Below are 21182 nucleotides of genomic sequence, written 5' to 3' on the forward strand. Positions count from 1 at the left end.
TCGTCATGCCAGTCCTTTAAGGATGTCCTGTTTGGCGAGCCGGGCCGTTGCAAGCACCGCGGCCAGCACACCAAGCACGATGAAAACGCATTCGACAGCACCGACAGCGAGCGGGGATACCGTAAATTCAAGCAGGATGGGTTTCACTCGACCAGGAGGCGGTGGCAAGTGGACCTGCGCATGGTTCACGCCGGCCATCACAAGCACGGCGACAGCGATACCGACGGCAGCACCGAGCAGGCCCAACAGCGCGGTTTCCTCGACCAGCACGGAACGCACCGTCAGGGCCGGCACGCCGAGCGCGCGCAGCGTCGAGATTTCCCGTCGGCGTTCTACGATGCTCATCAGGATCCAGTTACCCATCGAGAGCAGGATCGTAACGCTCAGGATCACGCCAAACACGGAGAACTGGTTGCGATACAGTGACACGATCTGGTGATAAAGCGAGACTAATTGATCCCACGTCCGCACGTCGACGTCGGGCAACGCGCGACGGATTTCAGCGGCCGCTTGCGGTGCCATCGGCGTATGCCGCAGGAATACCGCGATACGCGACGCTTTGTCAGTACGCAGTAATGCTTGCGCGGCGGCAAAGGTGATGTTGACGATCCGTTCATCGAGATCCTTGTTGCCGGTACTCATCACACCTACCACCTGCGCATCGGTCGCATTAATACCGCCATGGGTCGTCGATACCATCAGTTGTACGACCGAGCCGACACGGATGTTCAACTTGCGCGCAAGTTCAGCACCGATCACGATCTCGGTGCCAGCCGAGGACGGTGCGAGATAGCGACCCGAGACAATCGCGTGATAATCTGCAAAGCCCGGCGGCTCGTGATCCGGCTCGATACCTTCCCCGACAGCGCCATAGCTCAGATCGCCGTTCGAAATCAAGCCATCGAAATCGATCTCACGGACGGTAGAGACAACGCCCGACAACGCCGCTATCGCGTGCAGGGCCCTGGCTTGCTCATCGGCGGTGAGGCCATATTGCAGCGGATGATCGCCAATCAGATCGAGGTAGCCGCGATGTAGCACTTGCAGATGGCCCACACCGCTATCGATGGAGCCTTCTCTCACGGCGTCGAACGTCGCGATGACATAGCCAAGCGAAATGCTGGCGGCGAACGCTGTGACGCCGATCATCAACATAGTCAATAACGTACGGCGCATATTGCGCCACAGGTTACGCCACGCAAAAATTGACCAGTTCACGGCTCACCCCGGTTTCAGGTTGGAGGATGCCATCGCGCATTTCTATGCGGCGTGGCAGATGTGCGCACAGGCGCTCGTCGTGTGAAGCAATGAGGAACGCCGTACCTAGCTGCATATTGGTAGCCAGTATCAATTCGGCTACGGCTTGCGCATTTGCACTGTCGAGGTTTGCGGTCGGCTCATCCGCGATCACGATCGCCGGTTCCTTGACGAGTGCGCGGGCCAGCGCGACGCGCTGTTGTTCACCTCCGGAGAGTTGCGTCGGCCGATGCCGCTCACGGGCGGAAAGGCCAACGGCTTTCAGCATGGCACGCGCTTTCTCACGACGCAGCCGCTTGTCGGACAGGGTGAATAAGCCCAACTCCACGTTTTCGAGCGCGGACAGTACCGGGATGAGATTAAAGTTCTGAAACACGAAACCGATGCGCTCGCGACGCACCTTCTCGAGCGCCGCGGGCGTATTGGCAATACCGTGCCCTTCTAGAAAACGCGAACCGCTGGTGGGGGTATCGAGAAATCCGGCCAGGTTGAGCAACGTGCTCTTGCCGCTGCCGGACGGACCGACCAGCGCCACTACGTCGGCGCGGGCGATCTTCAGACTTGCCTGCCTCACTGCAAACAATTCCTCGGAGCCACCGTCATACACGCGCGTGATGTCGCGCAGCTCAAGCGTCGGAGAGTCGTTACGACGTAAGCCAAGGTGTTCGGCGATCATGCACGCGCCCCCGTTGCAGTCAACGCGTTCGCACCGATTGCGCGGGTGATCCCGGACGGCGTCGGGGTGCTTCGCATGGCGGGCACCGTGATAACTTCCAGCCCGCCGCTGGTGTAAAGGTCGCGGCACTTTACCCTCTGCAGTTTGCCGCTCGTAGTACGCGGCAGTGTGCCGGGCTCGACGAAACAGATATCGTGTGCAGCGAAGCCAATGTCCTGTTGCAGCAGCAGCTGACATTCACTGCGCATTTTCGATGTCGCATCGACCGGACGTGCCTCGACCGCGATAACAAGGCGTTCAGTCCCGTTTTCATCGTCGGGCAGACCAAACGCAATGCAGCTGCTCTTGTGAAGCGCCGGATGTTGCGCGAGCGTCTCTTCTATTTCATGTGGAAAGTAGTTACTTCCGCGAATGATGATTATCTCCTTCTTCCGGCCAAGTATGTACAATTGGCCAGCCGATACATAGCCGATGTCGCCGCTCATGAACCAGCCGCTATGATTCAGTGCCGGTTCGATCGAACCATTGCCGGGATTAAGGTAGCCCAGCATTACCGAGCTGCCACGAATCGCGATTTCGCCAGCCATCCTCTCAGTGCATGCATGACCTTGATCATTGACGATCTGAAATTCCATGCCATGGATGGGTGTACCCATCGCCAGCACGGTTTCCGAATTGTCGACCGTACCGATCACATTGGCTTGTTGCCGTTCGATCAATGCCTGCCTGTCAATCTGGTCCACCATGACGTATGGCGCGCCTTCCACGCGGCCGACATGCCACGCCTTATGCATTGAAACCGCAAGGGTCGATTCAGCCATGCCATAGCATGGTTGCAACGCCGACGCGTCGAGTCCGTACGGCGCGAATGTTTCAGCGAAATCGCGCAACGTCGCCTGGTCGACGCGCTCGCCACCGATGAAGATGTTTCTGCAAGCGGATAAATCGACGTTCTGCATGGATGAGGCATTGAAACGCCGTACGCAATAGCGCAACGCAAAAGTCGGAACAGACGTCGTCGTCGCGCGAGTTGCCGCAACCCGTTTGAGCCATCCAAGCGGGTTGCGAATGAAACTGTTGGGCTGCATCATTACCAGCGGCGCGCGATAATGCAGGTTCGACAGCAAGGTCAGCAAACCCATGTCGTGATAGAGCGGCAACCAGGAGGCCGTACCGTCGCCACGCTCGATGTCAAATCCAACGGAGCCGCCGATTCCGAGCACGTTCGACACCACGTTCAGATGACTCAGCACGGCGGCCTTTGGATACGATGTCGAACCCGACGTCAGTTGAACATGATGCGCATCGTGCCCGTGCTTCGACGTGATGACCGGTTGAGTGCCTGCGGCAGCCGCGGCCTGCAATAAGGCATCGTCAACAATGCGTACGCCAGTGCGGGTTGCCAGGTCCTGCATTGCCGCCGCGCCCGTTGGCGATGCAAAGATGAAACGAGGCTCATAAATTTCGCAGGCGACATCGACGACCTGCTTTGCGCTGGCGGTCATTCGCTTGCCTGGAATGGGTACGGTGCAAGGCAAGCCGCCGAGCATCACGCACGCCATCATCGTCACCACATGGTCGACGGACGCCGGTAGCGCCAGCATCACAAGGTCGTCCTGGCGAACGCCCAGCTCGCGCATGGCCCCTGCGCGTTGAACAGTCTGCATGGCCAGATCACGGTAGCTGATGCTTGCTTCATTGCCCGCATCATCAACGAAGGTCATCCGGTTGGCCGCGCCTTTGTCGCACTCCAGCACCTCGAGCAGACGATGAATGGTGGATGCACATTGCATCACATGAACTCCCCTTCTTGCGAATGCTGCGTATAGACAATCAGACAAGGGCGGCTCGACTGCATGGCCGTCGCTGATCAGGCAAGGAGGATTTTTATCAAAAGAGGCCGAGACGACAAACGTTATCTATGCACGTAATGCATGCGTCGAGAGAATGCACAACGGTGATGCGATAAAGGTAAGCGCATGACATGAATACGGGATACATGCCATCGTTTTCTGACAGCCTACCGAACGGATAAGCCTCGCTATAAGCGCGATCCGTAAAAGAGGGCAACTTAATGACGATTTTTTGAATTTTGAAGAAAGACTCGCGACGTCAGGCCCTTGATCGTTCTGTTCAAATACTCATTCAATCAGCTTAATCACGTCCGAATCATCATCAAGTATGTGATCCGTTACTTGGATGATAGGCTGCGGAGAAGATTGAATGGTTGGGACAGCATTCGACAAGACAACTTGATTGACCATGCGATTAATCAAAGGCCGCTTGTCGAGCGCGATGCCGTGGCTGTCCAAGGTTTCATGAATCGATGGATCGCATTGGCTCAGATGCAATGCACCTGCCGGTCCGAGACACGGTTCGCCCCGCGCTTTAAGCAGTTTGTCCCACGCATGACAAGGCCATTCGCCGCACGTGCCGATTTGACTGAATGCAATCGCACGACATGAACGCATGGTGAGGGAGACCGTTTGCTAGCAGCCTGCCGAAACGGACCAGCCTCACTATCAGTGAATCCGCGGAAGAACGAGCGCGAGGATAACGCTGTTCTCGTTCAAAGAAAAACGCGCAACGTCAGACGCTCGATCGGACTTCTTCACGTATCCAGTCGATCAGCTTGGTCACGTCCGAATCATCATCAGGGTCGTTATCCGTCACCAGATAATAGGCTCCTGAGGAGATTGAATGCTCAGGGAATAATTCGACAAGTCGCCCTTGATTGATTAGGCGATTAATCAAAGGCCGCCTGCCGAGAGCGATGCCGTGACCATCCACTGCTGCCTGGATCAATTGGTCGAATTGGCTTAGATGCAACGCCCCTGCCGGTCTGATACGCGGTTCACCTAGTTCTTCAAGCAGGTGATCCCACGAATACCACGGCCATTCACTGCAAGCCCCGTCCAGATGAAGCAAGACCTGCTGTTCCAAATCGGCGCAGGTCCTGATTTCGCGATTGTCTCGTGTTCTCAGACTGGGGCTACAGACTGCGACGACCCGCTCTTCGAAAAGCAGGCGCTCATCCGGGAGATGCATATGGGGCTGCGCATAGCGCACCGAGAGATGAAGACGCTGGCGCTTCATGTCCTGCACTTCATTCGTTGCAGACACGCGTACGTCAATACCAGGATAGCGCATGCGAAATCCGCCAAGACGCGGGATCAACCATAACGCCGCAAACGCAACGGTGGTTGACACCGATATGGAGCGCTGCTCAGAAAGCGACACCAACGAACCTATCGTGGATTCCAGCTCCAGCATTGCCGTAGAGAATGCATGGTACAACGCACGACCTTGCGCAGTGAGTGTAAGTGCACGGATATGCCGATGGAATAGCTCAGTACCTAGTTGATCCTCTAATGCCTTTACTTGTCGACTCACTGCCGACTGAGTGATATTCAGTTCCTGCCCTGCCTTGGTGAAACTAAGATGACGCGCGGCGCATTCGAAGCCGCGTAGAAAATCCAGGGATGGCAGGTTCTTAAGTCGCTTTCGAATTGCCATGCTTCACCCTCATGCATTGAGTTCGAAAAAGTCGTTTGTCGATACGATCGACGGCTACCACAATTTGCATCCGCAACGAACGTTCACCTACCTAGCCAGACGCTCTCGTCTTGTCGATAAGGTCGACGTAGGTCACGCATGTTCGATTAACCCGATCCAGGAGAGATTTTTTGAGCGCGACCGACCAACTTTCTAACAAACCCAAATTAGCTCAGCAGCTAAAAAGTCGTCCTAGTAGCGTCGTCTTTTCTCTCAAGCTAATTGTGTATGTGGTTCTACTGGCACACGGCGTGTCCCTCGCGTTATCCACGAATTCCTTATTAAAAATTTTAGGAATTGTGTTGACAGGCGTCATGTTTGCGCACGGTGTTGAGCTACAACATCAAGCACTGCACTACCAAGGATTCAAAAGCAAGAAATGGAATGCCTTCTTTGGAATCCTGCTTGGGTTGCCCATGCTGGTTTCATTTCACGAGTATCAAGACAGTCATTTGCGTCACCATAAATTACTAGGAACCTCTGAAAACAAGGAGTTTTTCGACTACGGTGACCAATACGGCGGCCGATCGACCGCATCTGTTTTTTTGTGGATTATACGACTAGGAATGATTAAGCACTACTGGAAATTTTTTGTGACAATAGTGAATATCGTATTTTCCAAATCAAATGAAAAGAACTCGAAAGCGATTCGTATGGATTATATGTGCATGGTCTTGGCAATTGCGCTATTATCGGCACTTTCACTTGTTTGTCATTCCACTTTGATTATATGGTCGTGGCTGGCACCGCTGATGCTCGTGGCGGCGCCGGTTCACGCACTGATCGAAATGCCGGAGCATTATCGATGTGACCTGACAAGTACCGATCCCTACCGGAATACACGATCCATCACGAGCAACGCTTTCATGACATGGCTCACCAATGGCAATAATTTTCACGTCGAACATCACATGATGCCCGCGCTCTCCATGGATCGGTTGCATGATCTGCATAGTTCGATCGAACCCAAAATTCATTACTACCATCGCACTTACCGTGATTTTTACAGTGCATTACTGAGAGGCAAGCTCGTGCCGCGCGAACTTGACGCCGGCGCGATACAGAACGTTCTTATGAAAGACGATGAGTCACCGTCCCCTCCTGATGTGCCCCGCTATAATCAGAGCACATGAACCCCTTGCCTTTCGGCAAACGGTCCTCGAAAAGGAGCGTGGGCGTAAAGCAAGTGCAACGATGAGCCAAGCCAACGGCTTTGCGTCCGTGTGCCATGGTCTGGTCTAGGTCGGTGAGTTCCTACAAAGGCGTAACACGGATGGCCTGCACGGGGTTCATCTGGTCAGTTGTCGTAGGTATCTACACGCACGGCGTTCATCGCGGCATGGTCGTCCTGCTCCCGCATGACTTCGATTGCCAGGCACGAGCAGGCTTGTATCCTCGAAGATAGATTTCGGCTCAAGCGCAGGGATAGCGTGAAAGATGTCGCACGCGATTTAGCTTATAGCAGCAGAGGTGCATTTTCTGCTTTATTCAATACACTTCTCGACCAATCACCCAGTCCTTAGCTGGCAAGGAACCGGCTGATATCCTTATCTGTTATTGCCGTTGAAAAATGATCTTGGGGACAAGCCCATCGCGGATGTTACTTGTGCGGTAGCGACGTAGGCCTGAACACATTTGCACTTATTTTGTGAGAAAGATCTGCTTCTTATGGCATTTCTCAGGAAATTCCGTTTAACGCCTTCATCTCTCCGTCGCTGCCTGGAACGCATACGCATACCCATCAAAATAGTCATCACGAACAAACCCCATACTCCGATACAGGCTTTGCGCGGCGGTGTTCGTCTTAGCCGTTTGCAGTGACACCCACGCCACTGATTTCTGTCTGGCGGTATTGATGGCCGCGTCGAGAAGCACACGGCCGACACCCTGCTTTCTATATGCCGTACCTACGAATAGATCATTCAAGATCAGCGCTTCTTGTGCGGACACGGAAGAAAACGTTGGATAGAGCTGGGTGAATCCCGCCATCTCGCCATCGTTGGCAATGGCCACAAGTATCGTCGAGTCCTGTTTCCGAATGCGATCGGCGAGAAACGTATGCGCAAGCGCGAGATCCGGTGCTTTCCCATAGAACTGGCGGTGCGCGTCGAACAGATATGACAAAGGCAGCACATCGTCAGCGTTGGCTGACCTGACCAAAACAGTGTGATTGGTATCCGAATGAATCGTCATGGTTTTACGATAAGCCAATAGAAACGCTTCTTGAGCGATCGCTATCGATTCTATATCGGCCGGCGGAAACCATTAAAGGAACCGTCTTGGCGGCGTACCTTGTATCTGTACACCGCTCCAATCACTATATCAATGCGCACGCTGTTTCCGTTGCAATGCTCGATCCGGCAGTCCGGCCCGCTCCTCCCTTTCGACCGAGGGTGAGGTCGAATGAATCGCAGCGTTCGGATACTGTTCCGGATAAAGCACCGCCTTCGCAATGTCTTCATTAAACGTGCGTGACCATTTTGCGACCACGACGGTGGCAAGACTGTTGCCGATCGTATTGCAGGTGGCGATCGCCATCGACATGAACCGGTACACCCCGAAAATAAGCGCCAGACCTTCGATCGGCAAGATACCCGTTGACGTTACGGTCGCCGCGAAGACCACGAACGAGCCGCCGGACACTGTGGCGGCACCTTTCGACGTCAGCAGCATCAAGAGCAGAAATCCCAACTGATGTTCGAGCGTGATCTGAACGCCGTACGCATGCGCAATGAACATCACCCCCATCGCCATGAAAATCGACGTGCCATCGAGGTTGAACGCATACCCCGTCGGCAAAACCAGGCCCACGGTCTGCTTAGCGCAGCCCATTCGCTCCAACTTGCCGAGAAGTCGCGGCAGCGCACTTTCCGAAGATGCGGTACCCAGAACGATAAAGATCTCTTCTTTGATATACCGCAGGAAACGCCACAGACTCACGCCTGCGAGTTTTGCGATCAGCCCCATCACCACGACGATAAACAGCGCCACCACTGCGTAAAAGCTAAACACCAGTTGTGCAAGTGCGACCAAAACGGCGGTGCCGTTGCTACCGACGGAGTACGCGACCGCGCCGAACGTGCCGAGCGGGGCTAGCTTCATTACCAGGTTGATAAACGAAAACAAGACCTGGGATATCGTGTCCAGTCCTTCCGTGATGCGCGCACGCCGACTTTCGGGAATCGACAGAATGCCAATGCCCACCATTACCGCCAACACGACGACCTGCAGTAGTTCACCTCGCACGAACGCGCCGATGAAGTTATCCGGCACGAGATGCATGACGAAATCAATGAAGCCCTGCGGCGTTGCCTTCGCCAGTGCCGGGGGCACCGTGCCGGCGGTGACATGCGCCATCCCTTTTCCGATCTGCAGTACGTTGCCGGCCACCATACCGGCAAGCAAGGCTATCGTCGATACCACTTCAAAGTAGACGATCGACCGCCAGCCAACCCTGCCGGCGCTACGAATGTCACCGGCTGACGCAATGCCATGCACAATCGTCAAAAATACCAACGGGGCAACCCCCGCCTTGATGAGCGCGAGGAAGATATCGCCAAGCAGTTTCAGTTGCGTGGCGAACTTTGGAAATACGAGACCCATCGCTATCCCAAGCATCAAGGCAAGCAAGACTTGCATGCCCAGACGGCGGTACCAAGGAAGCACTGTTTTCTTTTTGTTACGATGCGCGTCGGCAACAGACGTTTCGTCATTCATCATGTTCTCCTCCATGCCGTCTCTTTAGACCGCCTGGGACAAACGAATAGCCTGATCAACCATGTCAGGTGCTAGTCCCAGATAGTTGGCCGGATCGGTCATCTTCTCGATCTGGTCCCGATTGAAATGCGCCATCACGGTAGTCAACGCGGACAGCGCTTCGGCCAAGGTGCCGCCTTTTTCGTTAACCGTACGGCAGGCATCGTAGACGATGTCATGCGCTTGCTGCCGCCCCGTGAACGGTGCCACCGCCATCATCACCGCCTCGGCGACGATAAGCCCTTGTGAGATCCCCAGGTTATGCTTCATGCGGTCGGCATCGACGATCAGGCCACGCAATGCAAACTTGGCTTGATGCAACGCCCCTGACGTCAAGATGAAGCTTTCCGGGATGGCGATCCACTCGGCATGCCAGGGGCCGGTCGCACGCTCGAAATCCTGCACCATCGCATCGACCATCAAACCGGCATGTTGGCGAACCGCCTTCGATGCGGCGAGCATCAATTCGCTGGAAATGGGATTGCGCTTTTGCGGCATGGTGCTGCTGGCCCCACGCCCTTTCACGAATGGCTCATAGACTTCGGCGAATTCCGTCGACGCCATGATCATGATGTCGAGCGCGATCTTGCCCAGCGACCCGGTAACCAATGCGAGCAGGTTGACCGCTTCGGCAAAACCATCGCGCGCCACGTGCCATGTTGTCGCGGGAACGCCCAACCCCAGCGCATCCGCCAGTGCCTTCTGCACGGCGAATCCCTTGTCGCCAAGCGACGCCAGCGTACCGGCCGCGCCACCAAACTCGACCACCGCCACGCGGGGACGCAGTTCCGCCAGACGTTGCTGATGGCGATCGAACATCGCCAGCCAGATCGCGACCTTATAACCGAACGTCACCGGCAGCGCTTGCTGCAAGTGGGTGCGGCCCGCCATCGGCGTGTCGCGGTGTTTCTTCGCAAGGTCGGCAAGAATGCCTCTGAGCGCGCGAACGTCCGCGGCAACGCTATCGAGCGCATCGCGCACTTGCAGCGAGACCGCCGTATCCATGATGTCCTGGGTGGTTGCGCCCCAATGCACGAAACGACCGGCATCGCCGCACATCGCGACGAGCTGGTGTACCAAGGGCAAGATCGGATAGCCGACGATATCGGTCTCATGTCGCATGTGATCGAAGTCGATCTTATCGATCGTCGATTCGCGCGCAATCACGTCGGCCGCCTCTGCCGGGATGACGCCGGTCTTCGCTTCCGCTCGCGCCAGCGCCACTTCCACGTCGATATAGCGTTGAATCAATGCGTGATCGGAAAATATCCCGCGCATGGCCGACGTGCCGAAGGCGTCGCGAAACAGTATCGAATCCATGACCGTGCTGGCGTAACTAGTCATTCTGACCTCGGTGCAAGTAAGATGAGCCTGGGAATGTCACAAGACAATATGTCCGGACTTATTTGGCTGATCATATATGTCCGGACTTATGCCGTATGCTGTGGAAATCCCTAGGTATGTCCTTCCTCGCATTACCCATTCGATTTATGAAGCGACCGCATTTTGCCCAGATTGCCCGTCACCTGGCCGACGCCATCGCGGACGATGTCTATCCCGTGGGCTCGACACTGCCAACCGAACTCGAACTTCGCGACCAGTTCCAGACGAGTCGACACACGATTCGCGCCGCCTTGCACGAATTGCAGCAGTTAGGGCTGGTGTCGCGGAAGAAGAACGCCGGAACACGGGTCGAATCTCGAACACCGGTAGGTGGGTTCCGGCCCTCCCTGGCGTCAGTCGACGACGTGGTGCAATTCGGCGCCGAGCATCTTCGGCTAGTGCAATCCGTGGAAGAGGTGCCGGCAGTTGGCGAGTTGGCCGGGCTGATAGGCTGTCCTGACGGTGCACGGTGGTTGCGCATTTCGAGCTTGCGCATAGATGGAGATCGCGCAAGTGCACCGATTGGATGGACTGACGTCTATATCAACGCCGACTACACGGACATCGCCGAGGCCGCTCGGAAGGAGCCGGACGTGCTGGTCAGTGCCTTGATTGAAAAGCGCTATGGCACGACCATTCACGAAATTCAGCAGAACGTGCACGCCACCCTGATATCCGATGCCATGGCCGCACGATTGCGCGTGCAAGCCGGCGCCGCGGCGCTTGAGATCGTGCGACGATATTTCGATGCCGATGGCGAGGTATTCGAAGTATCCGTCACCGTCCATCCCGCCGAGCGTTTTTCAGTTTCGATGCGGTTGACGCGGTGATGCGCCGGTGCTGCCAGCGGACTCGCTCGCCTGCATGGCGACCGAAAACCCGAAGGTGTTGACGCCATCAGCGCTGCGCGCCCATGCGCTACCGCCGTGCATGTCAGCCACTGCCTTGACGATGGCGAGGCCCAGTCCGTGATTTTCCCGGCTGTTTGTTCGCGATACCTCGGCGCGATAAAACCGATCGAACAAATGGACAATGGTCGCGGAAGGAATCGCGGCACCGGGATTCGCCACCGCCACCTCGGCATGCGTTTCATTGGCGGTGATCGTCACCGTGATGGCGTTACCCGGCGTGCAATGCTGGATCGCATTCATCAACAGATTGACGAGCGCACGGCCAAACATCGCGGTATCCACCGGCGCCGTGGCATCGCCTTTGAGCGTCACCGTCAGTTGCGCATCTTCCAGCGTCATTTCAAGAAAATCCAACGTCCGTTCGCACTCGGTGGCCAACGATTTCCGTGTCAGCGCGGTGGCCCGATCGCCTTGATCCGCTCGTGCCAGGAACAGCATCGTATTGACGATGTCACGGATGCGGATCAGTTCCTCGAGGTTCGACTCCAACGTGCTGGCCAAATGGTCCGCGCTGCGACTACGTGTCAATGCCACTTCCGTCTGACCGATCAAGATCGTAATAGGGGTCCGCAGCTCGTGCGCCACGTCGGCGTTGAACGCCTCCAGTCGACCATGCGACGCGTCCAGTCGTTCAAGTGCCCCATTGAACGACTCCGCCAGCGCGCTTAACTCCGCCGGCAGCGGCGCGGCCCGCAGACGCTGTGAGCGCGTGTGCGGACTGATGGTCGACGCCTCGCGCGTGAGCCGCGTCAGTGGCGCGAGTCCAATTCGCGCGACCGTGTAACCCAATGCCAGCACGATCAACGTGCCAACGCCATACAACACCCGTAGCGACACGCCGAACGCGTGCATGATGCGCGTTTTCTGCGCGTAGCTGACCGCGACTTGCAACTGGAGTGCCGGTCGCTGGCCGCGCGCCGGCACCGCCACCGTTTGCACAAGTCTGTCCGGACCGCCCGGCACCGCAATCCGCTGGTACCCGGCAGGCCAGGTTCGTAAGATTTCCCCCGTTATGGGCGTGTTGAATCGATAGGCGGGATCAGCACTCGTCACCGCGAAATGCGGCGCTTCCTGCTGCGGCTCACCTTGCGCATCCTCCGGTGCCAGTTCCGCAAGCCGATCACGTGCCATCCTCCAACGTTCCGGGGTGGACGTGTGATACAGCGCCTCACGCGCCACCACGAGCTGACTGCTCAGTAGCTGACGCGTCGAGAGTTCCAGCTGACTGCGCAGCGACATCATCAAGCCAGCACCCACCAGCGTAAAGATCGCCAGCGCCATCAATGCAAACGTGACGGCCAGACGCCGCGAGATCGATGGGCGCCCGAAAACGCGAGAGAGGGCGGAAAATATTGCGCGCTTCATTTAACGGCGCATGTCGTCGGCATCGCGCACTTCGAGCACATAACCCATGCCGCGCACCGTATGCAGCAATTTGGTATCGAACGGGCCGTCCAATTTTGCCCGCAAGCGCTTGATGGCGGTCTCCACGACGTTCGTGTGACTGTCGAAGTTGACGTCCCAGACCGACTCGGCAATGGCGGTCTTCGAGAGAATGTCACCCTGTCGTCGCGCAAGCAAACTCAGTAACTGAAATTCCTTTGCGGTCAAATCGAGGCGTGACCCTTCACGCGATGCGCGGCGACCGATCAAGTCGACGTGCAGGCCCGCGATCGAGATCAGCGTGGGTTCCTGCAACCGGGTACGACGCGCCAGCGCATGCAGGCGCTCAACCAATTCCAGGAAAGAGAATGGCTTTGTAAGATAGTCGTCGGCACCGCCGCGCAGACCGCGCACACGATCGTCGATCTGGTCACGCGCGGTCAGCATGATCACCGGTGTCGCCTTGCGGGTACGAATCGCTCGCAACACGGCGAAACCATCGCGGCCTGGCAGCATCACGTCGAGTACGATTACATCGTACTCGAACTCCAGCGCGAGATGCATGCCCTCATCCCCATCCAACGCGACATCCACGATCCAGCCCTGCTCCGTCAAACCGGTACGCAAATAGTCGACAACCTTCTGCTCGTCCTCGACGATCAACAGCTTCATACCCCCTTCCTCCCCTGGCCCCTACGGCGCCATTTCGGGATGTTACCCCGGACGCGTGATCAACGGTCCGACGCGGCCATTTGCACTGACGATGCCGATGCGGTACCGGCAAGCTCCTGCGTTGTCCAGCCCCCGCCCAATGCCTTGATCAAGTTGACCGCAGTGGTCCAGCGCTGCGCACGAATCTGGGTGGCGGTGCGTTCGCTGGTCAGCAAGGATTGCTGCGCGGCAATCACATCGAGATAGGCGACGAGGCCGCCTTCGTAGCGATCACGCGCCAGTGACAACAAGCGCCGTGCATCGTCGACCGACTGCGCGGCACGCTGCTGCGCCTCACCCAGCGTGGCCAGTCCGGTAACGCCGTTCTGCACTTGCTGGAACGCCATCAGCACTGTCTGACGGTAGTTTGCCTGGGCGGCGCGATAGCCTGCATTGGCGAAATCAATCGATGCCGTGCGGCGTCCGCCGTCGAACAGAACCTGCTTGACCGATGCTCCGAGCGTCCACATCAATTCCGGCGCACTGAACAGGTTGGCAAAGCGGGTCGCCTCCCAACCGATACCGGGCGTCAACGTCAGCGTTGGGAAAAACGCGGCACGCGCCACGCCGATCTTCGCATTGGCCGCCGCCATCGCGCGCTCGGCCGAGGCGATATCAGGACGCCTTTGCAGCAGCTCACTTGGTAGCGCCAACGGTATCGTGAACGGCACGTCAGTGATGAGCGCCGGTGCAATCGTGAAATCAGGGGCCGGTACGCCAATCAGCGCGGCAATGGTATTTTGATATTGCGCGCGCTGATTCTCCAGCAGCGTCTGCTGGACCGCGGTGGCATCGAGCTGCGATTGCTGCTGCATCAGATTGAGCCCGGATACCGCACCGAGCTCGTGCTCCGACTGAACGAAACCCAAGGCCTTGCGTTGCAACGCAAGAGACCGTGCGGTGACGTCCAGCTCGGCGTCGAGTTCCCGCAGCATGAAGTAATTATTTGCCAGATCGGTGGTCAATACCAGGCGCGCGTTGGCGAGGTCCGCCTGCGACTGTTCCGTTGCCGCGGCCGCACTCTCGACGTCCCGACGAATGCGTCCGAACAAGTCCAGCTCATAGTTGAGGGTGGGACCCAGCTTGATGTCGTTCTGCACCGTGTGATGCGTCGGCGTCGCGTAATTCGTGCGCGGCCGATCCTCGGATGTTCTAGCGCGCGAGACACCGCCACCCAAATCGACTTCCGGCATGTCCTGCGCGCCGACACCACGCAAGGTCGCCCTCGCCTGATCATAGTGCGCCACAGCGGCCGCCAGCGTCGCATTCCCAGCCAGCGCCCGTCCTTCCAGGTCAGTCAATACAGCGTCATTAAATGCCGTCCACCAGTCCATTCGCATCGGTGCATGCGACGGCACGGCAGTCAGCCAGTCGCGTGCCGCCTGATTCGCTGGCGCGGCGCTGGGCGCGCCCGGCGCGCTTGTCGCGACGTCCGTTGCGCGCCAAGCGGCCGGCGTGGTGGTATCGGGGCGATGGTAGTTGGGACCGACGGTGCAGCCCATCAGGGCTAATATGCCCACCGTCGTGCCGCACGCGGATACCCGATACATCGTCCGCGCGGCGCGCGGCGCGGCCAGGGCGGCACGTGCGCCCCCCTGGCCGGCCTGCCGACTGTCGGAAGCGTTGCCAAAGCGCCGCATGGGTTTCACGACCGGGCTCCGGCAGATGTCGCCTGAGCGGGTGACGATGCCGAACGCATGGTCGCGGCGGTCTCCACGATATGCACGGGATCACCCTCGGCGATCGAATCGCTCGGGTTCAAGATCAAGCGATCGTGCGGTCCGATACCGCTCTCGATTTCCAGCGACTGGCCGAAGTCCTGCGCAATGACGATCGACTGGAGGTGGACGGTGCCATCAGCACGCGCAATGGCCACTTGCGGACCCTGTGCGCGGAACAGCATGGTGTTCCCCGGGATGACGTATTGGGAACGCACGGCAGCCGGCAGCGCGACCTGCACATAGGCGCCAGGCCGCAGCGTATTCTCTGGATTCACCATCCGGATCTCGATTTGCAGGGAACGCGTGGCGACGTCGATGGCGCCCGCGATATGCGCAATCGTGCCTTCGAACGCGCGCCCCGGCAATTCCGCTTGCGAGATGGACACCACCTGCCCTTGCCGCACACCTTGCGCATACGCCTGCGGCACCTGTACGTAGACGCGCAACGTATCGGTCTGCGCCAGCGCGAACAAGGCACGCGTGCTGTTGCTTCCGCCTCCGCCCGCGTCCACCAGGTCACCCACATCGACATTGCGCTGCGTCACCACACCGGAAAACGGCGCGACAATCCGCTTGAACGACTCCAATTGCTTCAACCGCTGCACATTCGCATCCGCGGCGGCCAGATTGGCAATGCCTTGGGTATAGGCACTTTGCCGTTCGTCCAGCTCCTGCTGCGACACCGCATCACGGTCATGCAGCTTTTGCCATCGGTCGAACGAGCTTTTTGCCAGGCCCAGACTCGCGGCTGTCTGGGCACGTTGCGCCAAGGCCTGTATCAGCTGTTGATCGATTTCCGGCGTGTCGAGTTCGGCGAGCAGTTGTCCCTGCGTCACCCGCGAGCCAATATCGACATAACGTTTCATCAGATAGCCCGATGCACGCGCGTATATCGGCGACTCCACCGCGCCCCGCAAGGTGCCAGGCAGACGGATAGTGCCATTGGCATTCGCTGGCTTGGGGTTCACCACGTGCACGTATTGCTTCGCGTTCTCGACGGTCGCGGCGGCAACCTCGTGACGCTCCTCGAAGTCGGCAACCGCAATCCGCAGCGTGCCCAACGCCATCAGCAGCAGTACCACCGCCGCACTGAATTTTGCGCGGCGCCAAGCGGTCCCGCGGGCAGGTAACACACGGGACTCACCGGGCTCCGGTGCGGATATCGCCAATTCGGCATGGTGTTTTTCATTCATCGTTTTTCACCGCTTGATCAGAGCTCCTGCGTACCGCCGGAGTGGGTTGCCGCCGCATACCCCGGCTGCGCCGGGCCATAACCGCCTCCCGCATCGCGGCCGCCACCGGGACCATCGCCACCGCCGTCGGTGCCGTGCCGCATGCCGCGCCGCGCCAGACGGTCATGAATGCCTGCATAAAGCAACGGCACGAAAAACAACGTGGAAACCGTCGCGAACAACAGACCACCGATTACCGCGCGCCCGAGCGGCGCATTCTGCTCGGCGCCTTCCCCCCAGCCCAACGCCATCGGCACCATTCCGATGATCATCGCGCTGGCCGTCATCAACACCGGGCGAATCCGACTGGCGCCCGCTTCCAGCGCCGCGGTCAAGGCTGGCATCCCCGCCGCCGTGCGTTGCTGAGCAAATGACACCATCAAGATACTGTTCGCGGTGGCCACGCCCATCGTCATGATCGCGCCGGTCAATGCCGGCACGCTGAGATGCGTTCCCGTCAGGAAGAGCATCCAGACGATGCCGGCGAGGGCTGCCGGCAACGCGCTGATGATGATCAATGGGTCGATCCAGGATTGGAAATTCACGACGATCAACAGGTAGACCAGCACGATCGCCATGACGACACCGGCGCCCAGGCCGATGTAGGACGCGCGCATCGTCGCCACTTGGCCGCGCACGGTGATCCGGCTGCCGCGCGGCAGCGTCGCGCGGGCCTTCGCAACGAGTTTGTCGATACGCGACGCCACGCTCCCAAGGTCTCGCCCGTCCACGCCGACGAAGATATCCATCACCGGGCGAATGTTGTAATGGCTGACCACGGCAAAGTCCCGTTGCGCAGATACATGCACCAGATTGCCGAGCAACTGCGAATTCAGCGTGCCGGTACCCCCGGCTGCCGCGCTAGGCGCGACCGGCGTACGCAGCAAGTCATCGACCGACGAGATCCGATATTGCGGCGTGACCACGGCCAGGTTGTATTCCACGCCGTTGCGCGCGTTATACCAGAAGCCAGGCGATGTCTGCGCACTGCCGGACAGCGAGACCAGCACATTCTGCGCGACATCCGTTGCGTTCAAGCCTAGCTGCTGCAGTCGTGTACGGTCCATTTCGAGATGGAGCGTTGGCGCATCCATCCGCTGCTGGATATGCGTGTCGACGGTACCGGGTACATCGCGGATCTGCTTCATCAGTTGTGCCGCGGCATCGAAGTTGCTGCGCAGGTCGTTACCCGAAATCTGCACATCGATAGCGGCGGGCAAGCCAAAATTCAGGATCTGCGTGATGATATCGGCCGGCTGGAAGAAAAACTCGACCCCGGGGAAGCGCTTGGGTAGTTCCACACGCAGTTTTCTGATGTATTCAGCGGTGGGACGGTGATCGTGTGTCAGTGCGATCTGGATCTCACCGTCCAGCGTACCGATCGTCCCGGCATTGCTATACGATAAGTTAATGCCGCTATAGGGCACCCCGAGATTGTCGACGATCGTGCTCAGCTCGTCGGCCGGCACGATCTGGCGCACGGCCTTTTCCACTTCATCGGCGATCCGCGCCGTTTCCTCGATTCGCGTGCCGGTTGGCGCCCGCATATGCAAGCGGATGTTTCCCGCATCCACCGTCGGAAAGAAATCCTGGCCCAACACGAAGACGAGTCCCAGCGAGGCTATGCAGCCTCCGAGAAAAACCGTTGCGAACATCCGGCGGCGTACGAGCAACGTACTTAGCACCACTATATAGCCGCCACGCATCCGCTCGAAGCCGCGGTCAAAGCGGTGATGAATCCGCAAAAACGTGTTCGGGCCACGGCGAGGTCGGGCGTTGAGCGTAGCGTCCGCGTGCCCCGCGGTGGCATGACCGGGTTGTGCACCGGCGAGCGCTGGCACGACGTGGTCACGCATCATCATCATGGCAAGCGTCGGCACCAGCGTCCGGGACAGGATATACGACGCGATCATTGCGAAAACGACGGCTTCCGCCAATGGCACGAAAAGGTATTGCGCCACGCCAGCCAGGAAGAACATTGGCACGAACACGATGCAGATGCAGAGCGTCGACACGAGTGCCGGTACCGCGATTTCCCCCGCACCGTCGACGATCGCCTGACGTAGCGGCGTGCCCATGTGCAGATGCCGCTCGATGTTCTCCAGCGTAACCGTCGCATCATCGACGAGAATTCCCACCGCCAGCGCCAGCCCGCCCAGCGTCATGATGTTGATTGTCTGACCCAGCATGTGCAGCGCCAGCAACGACGACAGGATCGACAACGGAATCGACACCGCGATAATGCAAGTGCTGCGCCAATTGCCCAGGAACAGCAAAATCATCGCCGCCGTCAGCGCGGCAGCCGTCAGTGTTTCATGGATCACACCCTGGACCGCCGCCTTGACGAAAATCGATTGGTCGAATAGCGCGGTGATATTCAAGTCGGCCGGTAGGGTGGCACTGACCCGCGGCAGCATTCTGTACAACGCCTCGACCACCGACAACGTCGACGCGCTGCCGTTTTTCATGATCGGAATCAGCACGCCACGTTGCCCGTTCTGACGCACCACATTGGTCTGCGGATTCGATCCGTCGCGTACATGGGCGACTTCGCGCAGGTAGGTGGTGGCACCGTTGAGCGTGCGCACCGGGATGTCATTCAATTGCGAGATGGTCGGCGGCGAGCCGTTCATGTCGATACTGAATTCCTTCTCACCGATTTTGGCGGTGCCGGTGGGAAGGATCAGGTTCTGGGCATTGACGGCACGCACGACGTCGAGCGGCGTCAGCCCCTTCGCCAGGAGCGCCTGCGGATTCAGATCCACCGCTATCACACGGGTGCGCCCCCCCCATCGGAAATGGAATCGATGCGCCTGGGATTGTCACCAACTGAGGTCGCAGCGTATTGAGCGCGGTATCGTTCAGGTCTTTTTCAGACAGTGTCGAACTGGACAGCCCCAATTGCACCGCCGGAATGCTCGACGCCGAATAACTGACCACGGCGGGGGGTGTGGCGCCAGGCGGCATCTGTTTTAAGATGGACTGTTCAATGGCGGCAATTTGCGCGATTGCCGATTCCAGGTTGGCGTTCGGCTGCAAAAAGACCTTCAGGACCGCAACACCAGGTAGCGACTGCGACTCGATATGCTCGATGTCGTTGACAGTGGTAGTGATCGCGCGTTCGTTCGCCGACGTGATCCGCGCGGCCATATTCTCCGCGCTCAGCCCGTTATAGGTCCAGATAACGCTGACCACCGGAATATTGATATTCGGTAGGATATCCACCGGCGTACGCAGCAGGGCCAACGGCGCCGCGAGCAGGATGATGATCGCCATCACGATAAACGTGTACGGCCGGCGCAGCGCTACATTGACAATCCACATCGGCGGATACGCGGAAGGTGAGACAAACGGGTAGCCAGCAATCCCGGTTGATCCACCACGCGCTCCCCTGCGTGCGTCAACCATCCGGAATGCAAAATAATTGCCTGCATGAAAAAGGAGACGGCATTGCTCACCCAGTGCCTCCGGCAGACGTCGTCGCGGAGGGACGGGCCTGCGTCATCCGCCAGGGCCACATTGCTGCGCCATCTCATATTCCACCCGCGATATTAGCGAAACTCGCCAACCGGTAGATGGCGCCAAAATGGCAATTTTGTCAGGAAAGGGTTGGATGTCGCAACGAGACCACATTGCATCGACTGAGATGGGCGCCGCCGGGGAAAACGCCCGAGGGGAAAGTGCCGCGCGGATCAGCGCTCCCGCCGTGCCATCGAGGACACAGCGGCGTCACCCGCGGGGGCCGACACATCGTCTGGTGGGCGCGACGCCAATAGGCACCGATCCGGGAAGATCGTCGGGGACGCATCGTTTGCACCATCGCCCCCGTAACCTAATTCCATCGAGAGCGCCGCGCTGATGGCACGCAAACGCGCCAGATAATCGGCTACCTTGTCACTGGTGATCTGCGATCCCGCACCAGCGATGCTGAGCGCGGCCGCTACCTCCCCGTCGGCGCCCCATACCGGCACGGCAATGGACACCGCACCCTGCAGCACGTCGCCGGCCGTGATCGCATACCGGTTGCGCGCCACCGCATCCAGTTCCTGGACCACATTCATCAAACCGTTCGCGGGAGCCTGCTGCTTATACCTCGAGAGGAACGTCGCCCGGACATCCTCGGGCGCGAAGGCAAGCAAGACCTTTCCCGCCGCGCCGGCGTGGATCGAGCGCCTGTTGCCAACTGCCTCGATCGGATACGCAACGTCATCGCCTTCGCACCGCGCCACGCAAACGCTTTCCATGTTCTGGCGCACACGCAGTACGATACTTTGCTCGACGGCCTGATGCAGTGCATGCATATGCTTCTGCGCCAGTCGAACCAGCGTGTTTTGCCGCGCGGCGGCTACCCCTAGTACAAACGCCTGCGGTCCGAGTGCATAACGCGCGCTGCATGCATCCTGGACGACAAACAGATGCGACTCGAGCGTGCACAGCATCCGATAGGTGCGCGACTTATTCAATCCGAGCTGTGCCGATAGTTCCGTCACCCCCAATCCGGGATGCTCGGCGACGAAGCTCAACAGCTTCAGCGCGAGATCGATCGACTCAACGATGTAGTTCATAAACGTCCGATAAAACCCAACCCGCCAGCCCA

General features: G+C 58.5%; 15 protein-coding genes and 1 pseudogene. 2 read left to right on the plus strand and 14 right to left on the minus strand.

What is annotated here, in order from left to right; translation table 11 throughout:
• Positions 1-3: 3 nt before the first annotated feature.
• From WM40_RS03140 to WM40_RS03160, 5 genes are all read right to left on the minus strand, one after another.
• Complete coding sequence (locus WM40_RS03140; RefSeq protein ID WP_046152108.1) at positions 4-1218, minus strand: ABC transporter permease; 1215 nt, start codon at positions 1216-1218, stop codon at positions 4-6.
• On the minus strand, positions 1190-1933 hold the full coding sequence (locus tag WM40_RS03145) for an ABC transporter ATP-binding protein (protein WP_024904191.1): 744 nt from the start codon (positions 1931-1933) through the stop codon (positions 1190-1192). Before WM40_RS03145 ends, WM40_RS03140 begins: the two co-directional genes overlap by 29 nt.
• Positions 1930-3726, minus strand: a complete 1797-nt coding sequence (locus WM40_RS03150) for an AMP-binding protein (RefSeq protein ID WP_082102403.1) — start codon at positions 3724-3726, stop codon at positions 1930-1932. Before WM40_RS03150 ends, WM40_RS03145 begins: the two co-directional genes overlap by 4 nt.
• Positions 3727-4074: 348 nt before the next feature.
• Positions 4075-4404: a hypothetical protein gene (locus WM40_RS03155; protein ID WP_024904193.1), complete on the minus strand. Its 330-nt coding sequence runs from the start codon at positions 4402-4404 to the stop codon at positions 4075-4077.
• Between the two features lie 118 nt (positions 4405-4522).
• On the minus strand, positions 4523-5449 hold the full coding sequence (locus tag WM40_RS03160; RefSeq protein ID WP_024904194.1) for a LysR substrate-binding domain-containing protein: 927 nt from the start codon (positions 5447-5449) through the stop codon (positions 4523-4525).
• A gap of 170 nt (positions 5450-5619) precedes the next feature.
• Here WM40_RS03160 and WM40_RS03165 point away from each other — a divergent pair, with 170 nt between their 5' ends.
• Positions 5620-6621 (plus strand): fatty acid desaturase family protein, encoded by a 1002-nt coding sequence (locus WM40_RS03165; RefSeq protein WP_024904195.1) that lies wholly within the window; start codon positions 5620-5622, stop codon positions 6619-6621.
• 568 nt (positions 6622-7189) lie between these two features.
• Here WM40_RS03165 and WM40_RS03170 read toward each other — a convergent pair.
• The 3 genes from WM40_RS03170 to pcaB all read right to left on the minus strand — a co-directional run bounded on the left by WM40_RS03170 (position 7190) and on the right by pcaB (position 10588).
• Positions 7190-7681, minus strand: coding sequence for a GNAT family N-acetyltransferase (locus WM40_RS03170; protein WP_046152109.1), 492 nt, complete (start codon positions 7679-7681; stop codon positions 7190-7192).
• A 129-nt stretch (positions 7682-7810) separates the two neighbouring features.
• Positions 7811-9208 carry a cation:dicarboxylate symporter family transporter gene (locus WM40_RS03175; protein ID WP_244141691.1) on the minus strand — a complete coding sequence of 466 codons (1398 nt, stop codon included), beginning with the start codon at positions 9206-9208 and terminating at the stop codon, positions 7811-7813.
• Positions 9209-9229: 21 nt separating this feature from the next.
• Complete coding sequence (gene pcaB / locus WM40_RS03180) at positions 9230-10588, minus strand: 3-carboxy-cis,cis-muconate cycloisomerase (RefSeq protein WP_046152110.1); 1359 nt, start codon at positions 10586-10588, stop codon at positions 9230-9232.
• 146 nt (positions 10589-10734) lie between these two features.
• On the opposite strand from pcaB, the gene WM40_RS03185 reads away from it, so the two are divergent.
• Positions 10735-11457, plus strand: coding sequence for a GntR family transcriptional regulator (locus tag WM40_RS03185; protein ID WP_046152111.1), 723 nt, complete (start codon positions 10735-10737; stop codon positions 11455-11457).
• Here the strand turns inward: WM40_RS03185 and WM40_RS03190 are convergent.
• The 6 genes and pseudogenes from WM40_RS03190 to WM40_RS03215 form a co-directional block, all read right to left on the minus strand.
• On the minus strand, positions 11431-12903 hold the full coding sequence (locus WM40_RS03190) for a heavy metal sensor histidine kinase (protein ID WP_024904199.1): 1473 nt from the start codon (positions 12901-12903) through the stop codon (positions 11431-11433). The genes WM40_RS03185 and WM40_RS03190 overlap by 27 nt on opposite strands.
• On the minus strand, positions 12904-13593 hold the full coding sequence (locus WM40_RS03195; RefSeq protein ID WP_024904200.1) for a heavy metal response regulator transcription factor: 690 nt from the start codon (positions 13591-13593) through the stop codon (positions 12904-12906).
• A gap of 59 nt (positions 13594-13652) precedes the next feature.
• Positions 13653-15182, minus strand: a complete 1530-nt coding sequence (locus WM40_RS03200) for an efflux transporter outer membrane subunit (protein ID WP_046152187.1) — start codon at positions 15180-15182, stop codon at positions 13653-13655.
• Positions 15183-15277: 95 nt separating this feature from the next.
• Positions 15278-16546: an efflux RND transporter periplasmic adaptor subunit gene (locus tag WM40_RS03205; RefSeq protein WP_046152112.1), complete on the minus strand. Its 1269-nt coding sequence runs from the start codon at positions 16544-16546 to the stop codon at positions 15278-15280.
• Between the two features lie 17 nt (positions 16547-16563).
• Positions 16564-19909, minus strand: a pseudogene (locus WM40_RS03210) (efflux RND transporter permease subunit).
• 368 nt (positions 19910-20277) lie between these two features.
• Positions 20278-21150 (minus strand): IclR family transcriptional regulator, encoded by an 873-nt coding sequence (locus WM40_RS03215; protein WP_024904204.1) that lies wholly within the window; start codon positions 21148-21150, stop codon positions 20278-20280.
• Positions 21151-21182: the final 32 nt, after the last annotated feature.

The sequence above is a fragment of the Robbsia andropogonis genome (assembly GCF_000970345.1).
GTDB classification, from domain to species: domain Bacteria; phylum Pseudomonadota; class Gammaproteobacteria; order Burkholderiales; family Burkholderiaceae; genus Robbsia; species Robbsia andropogonis.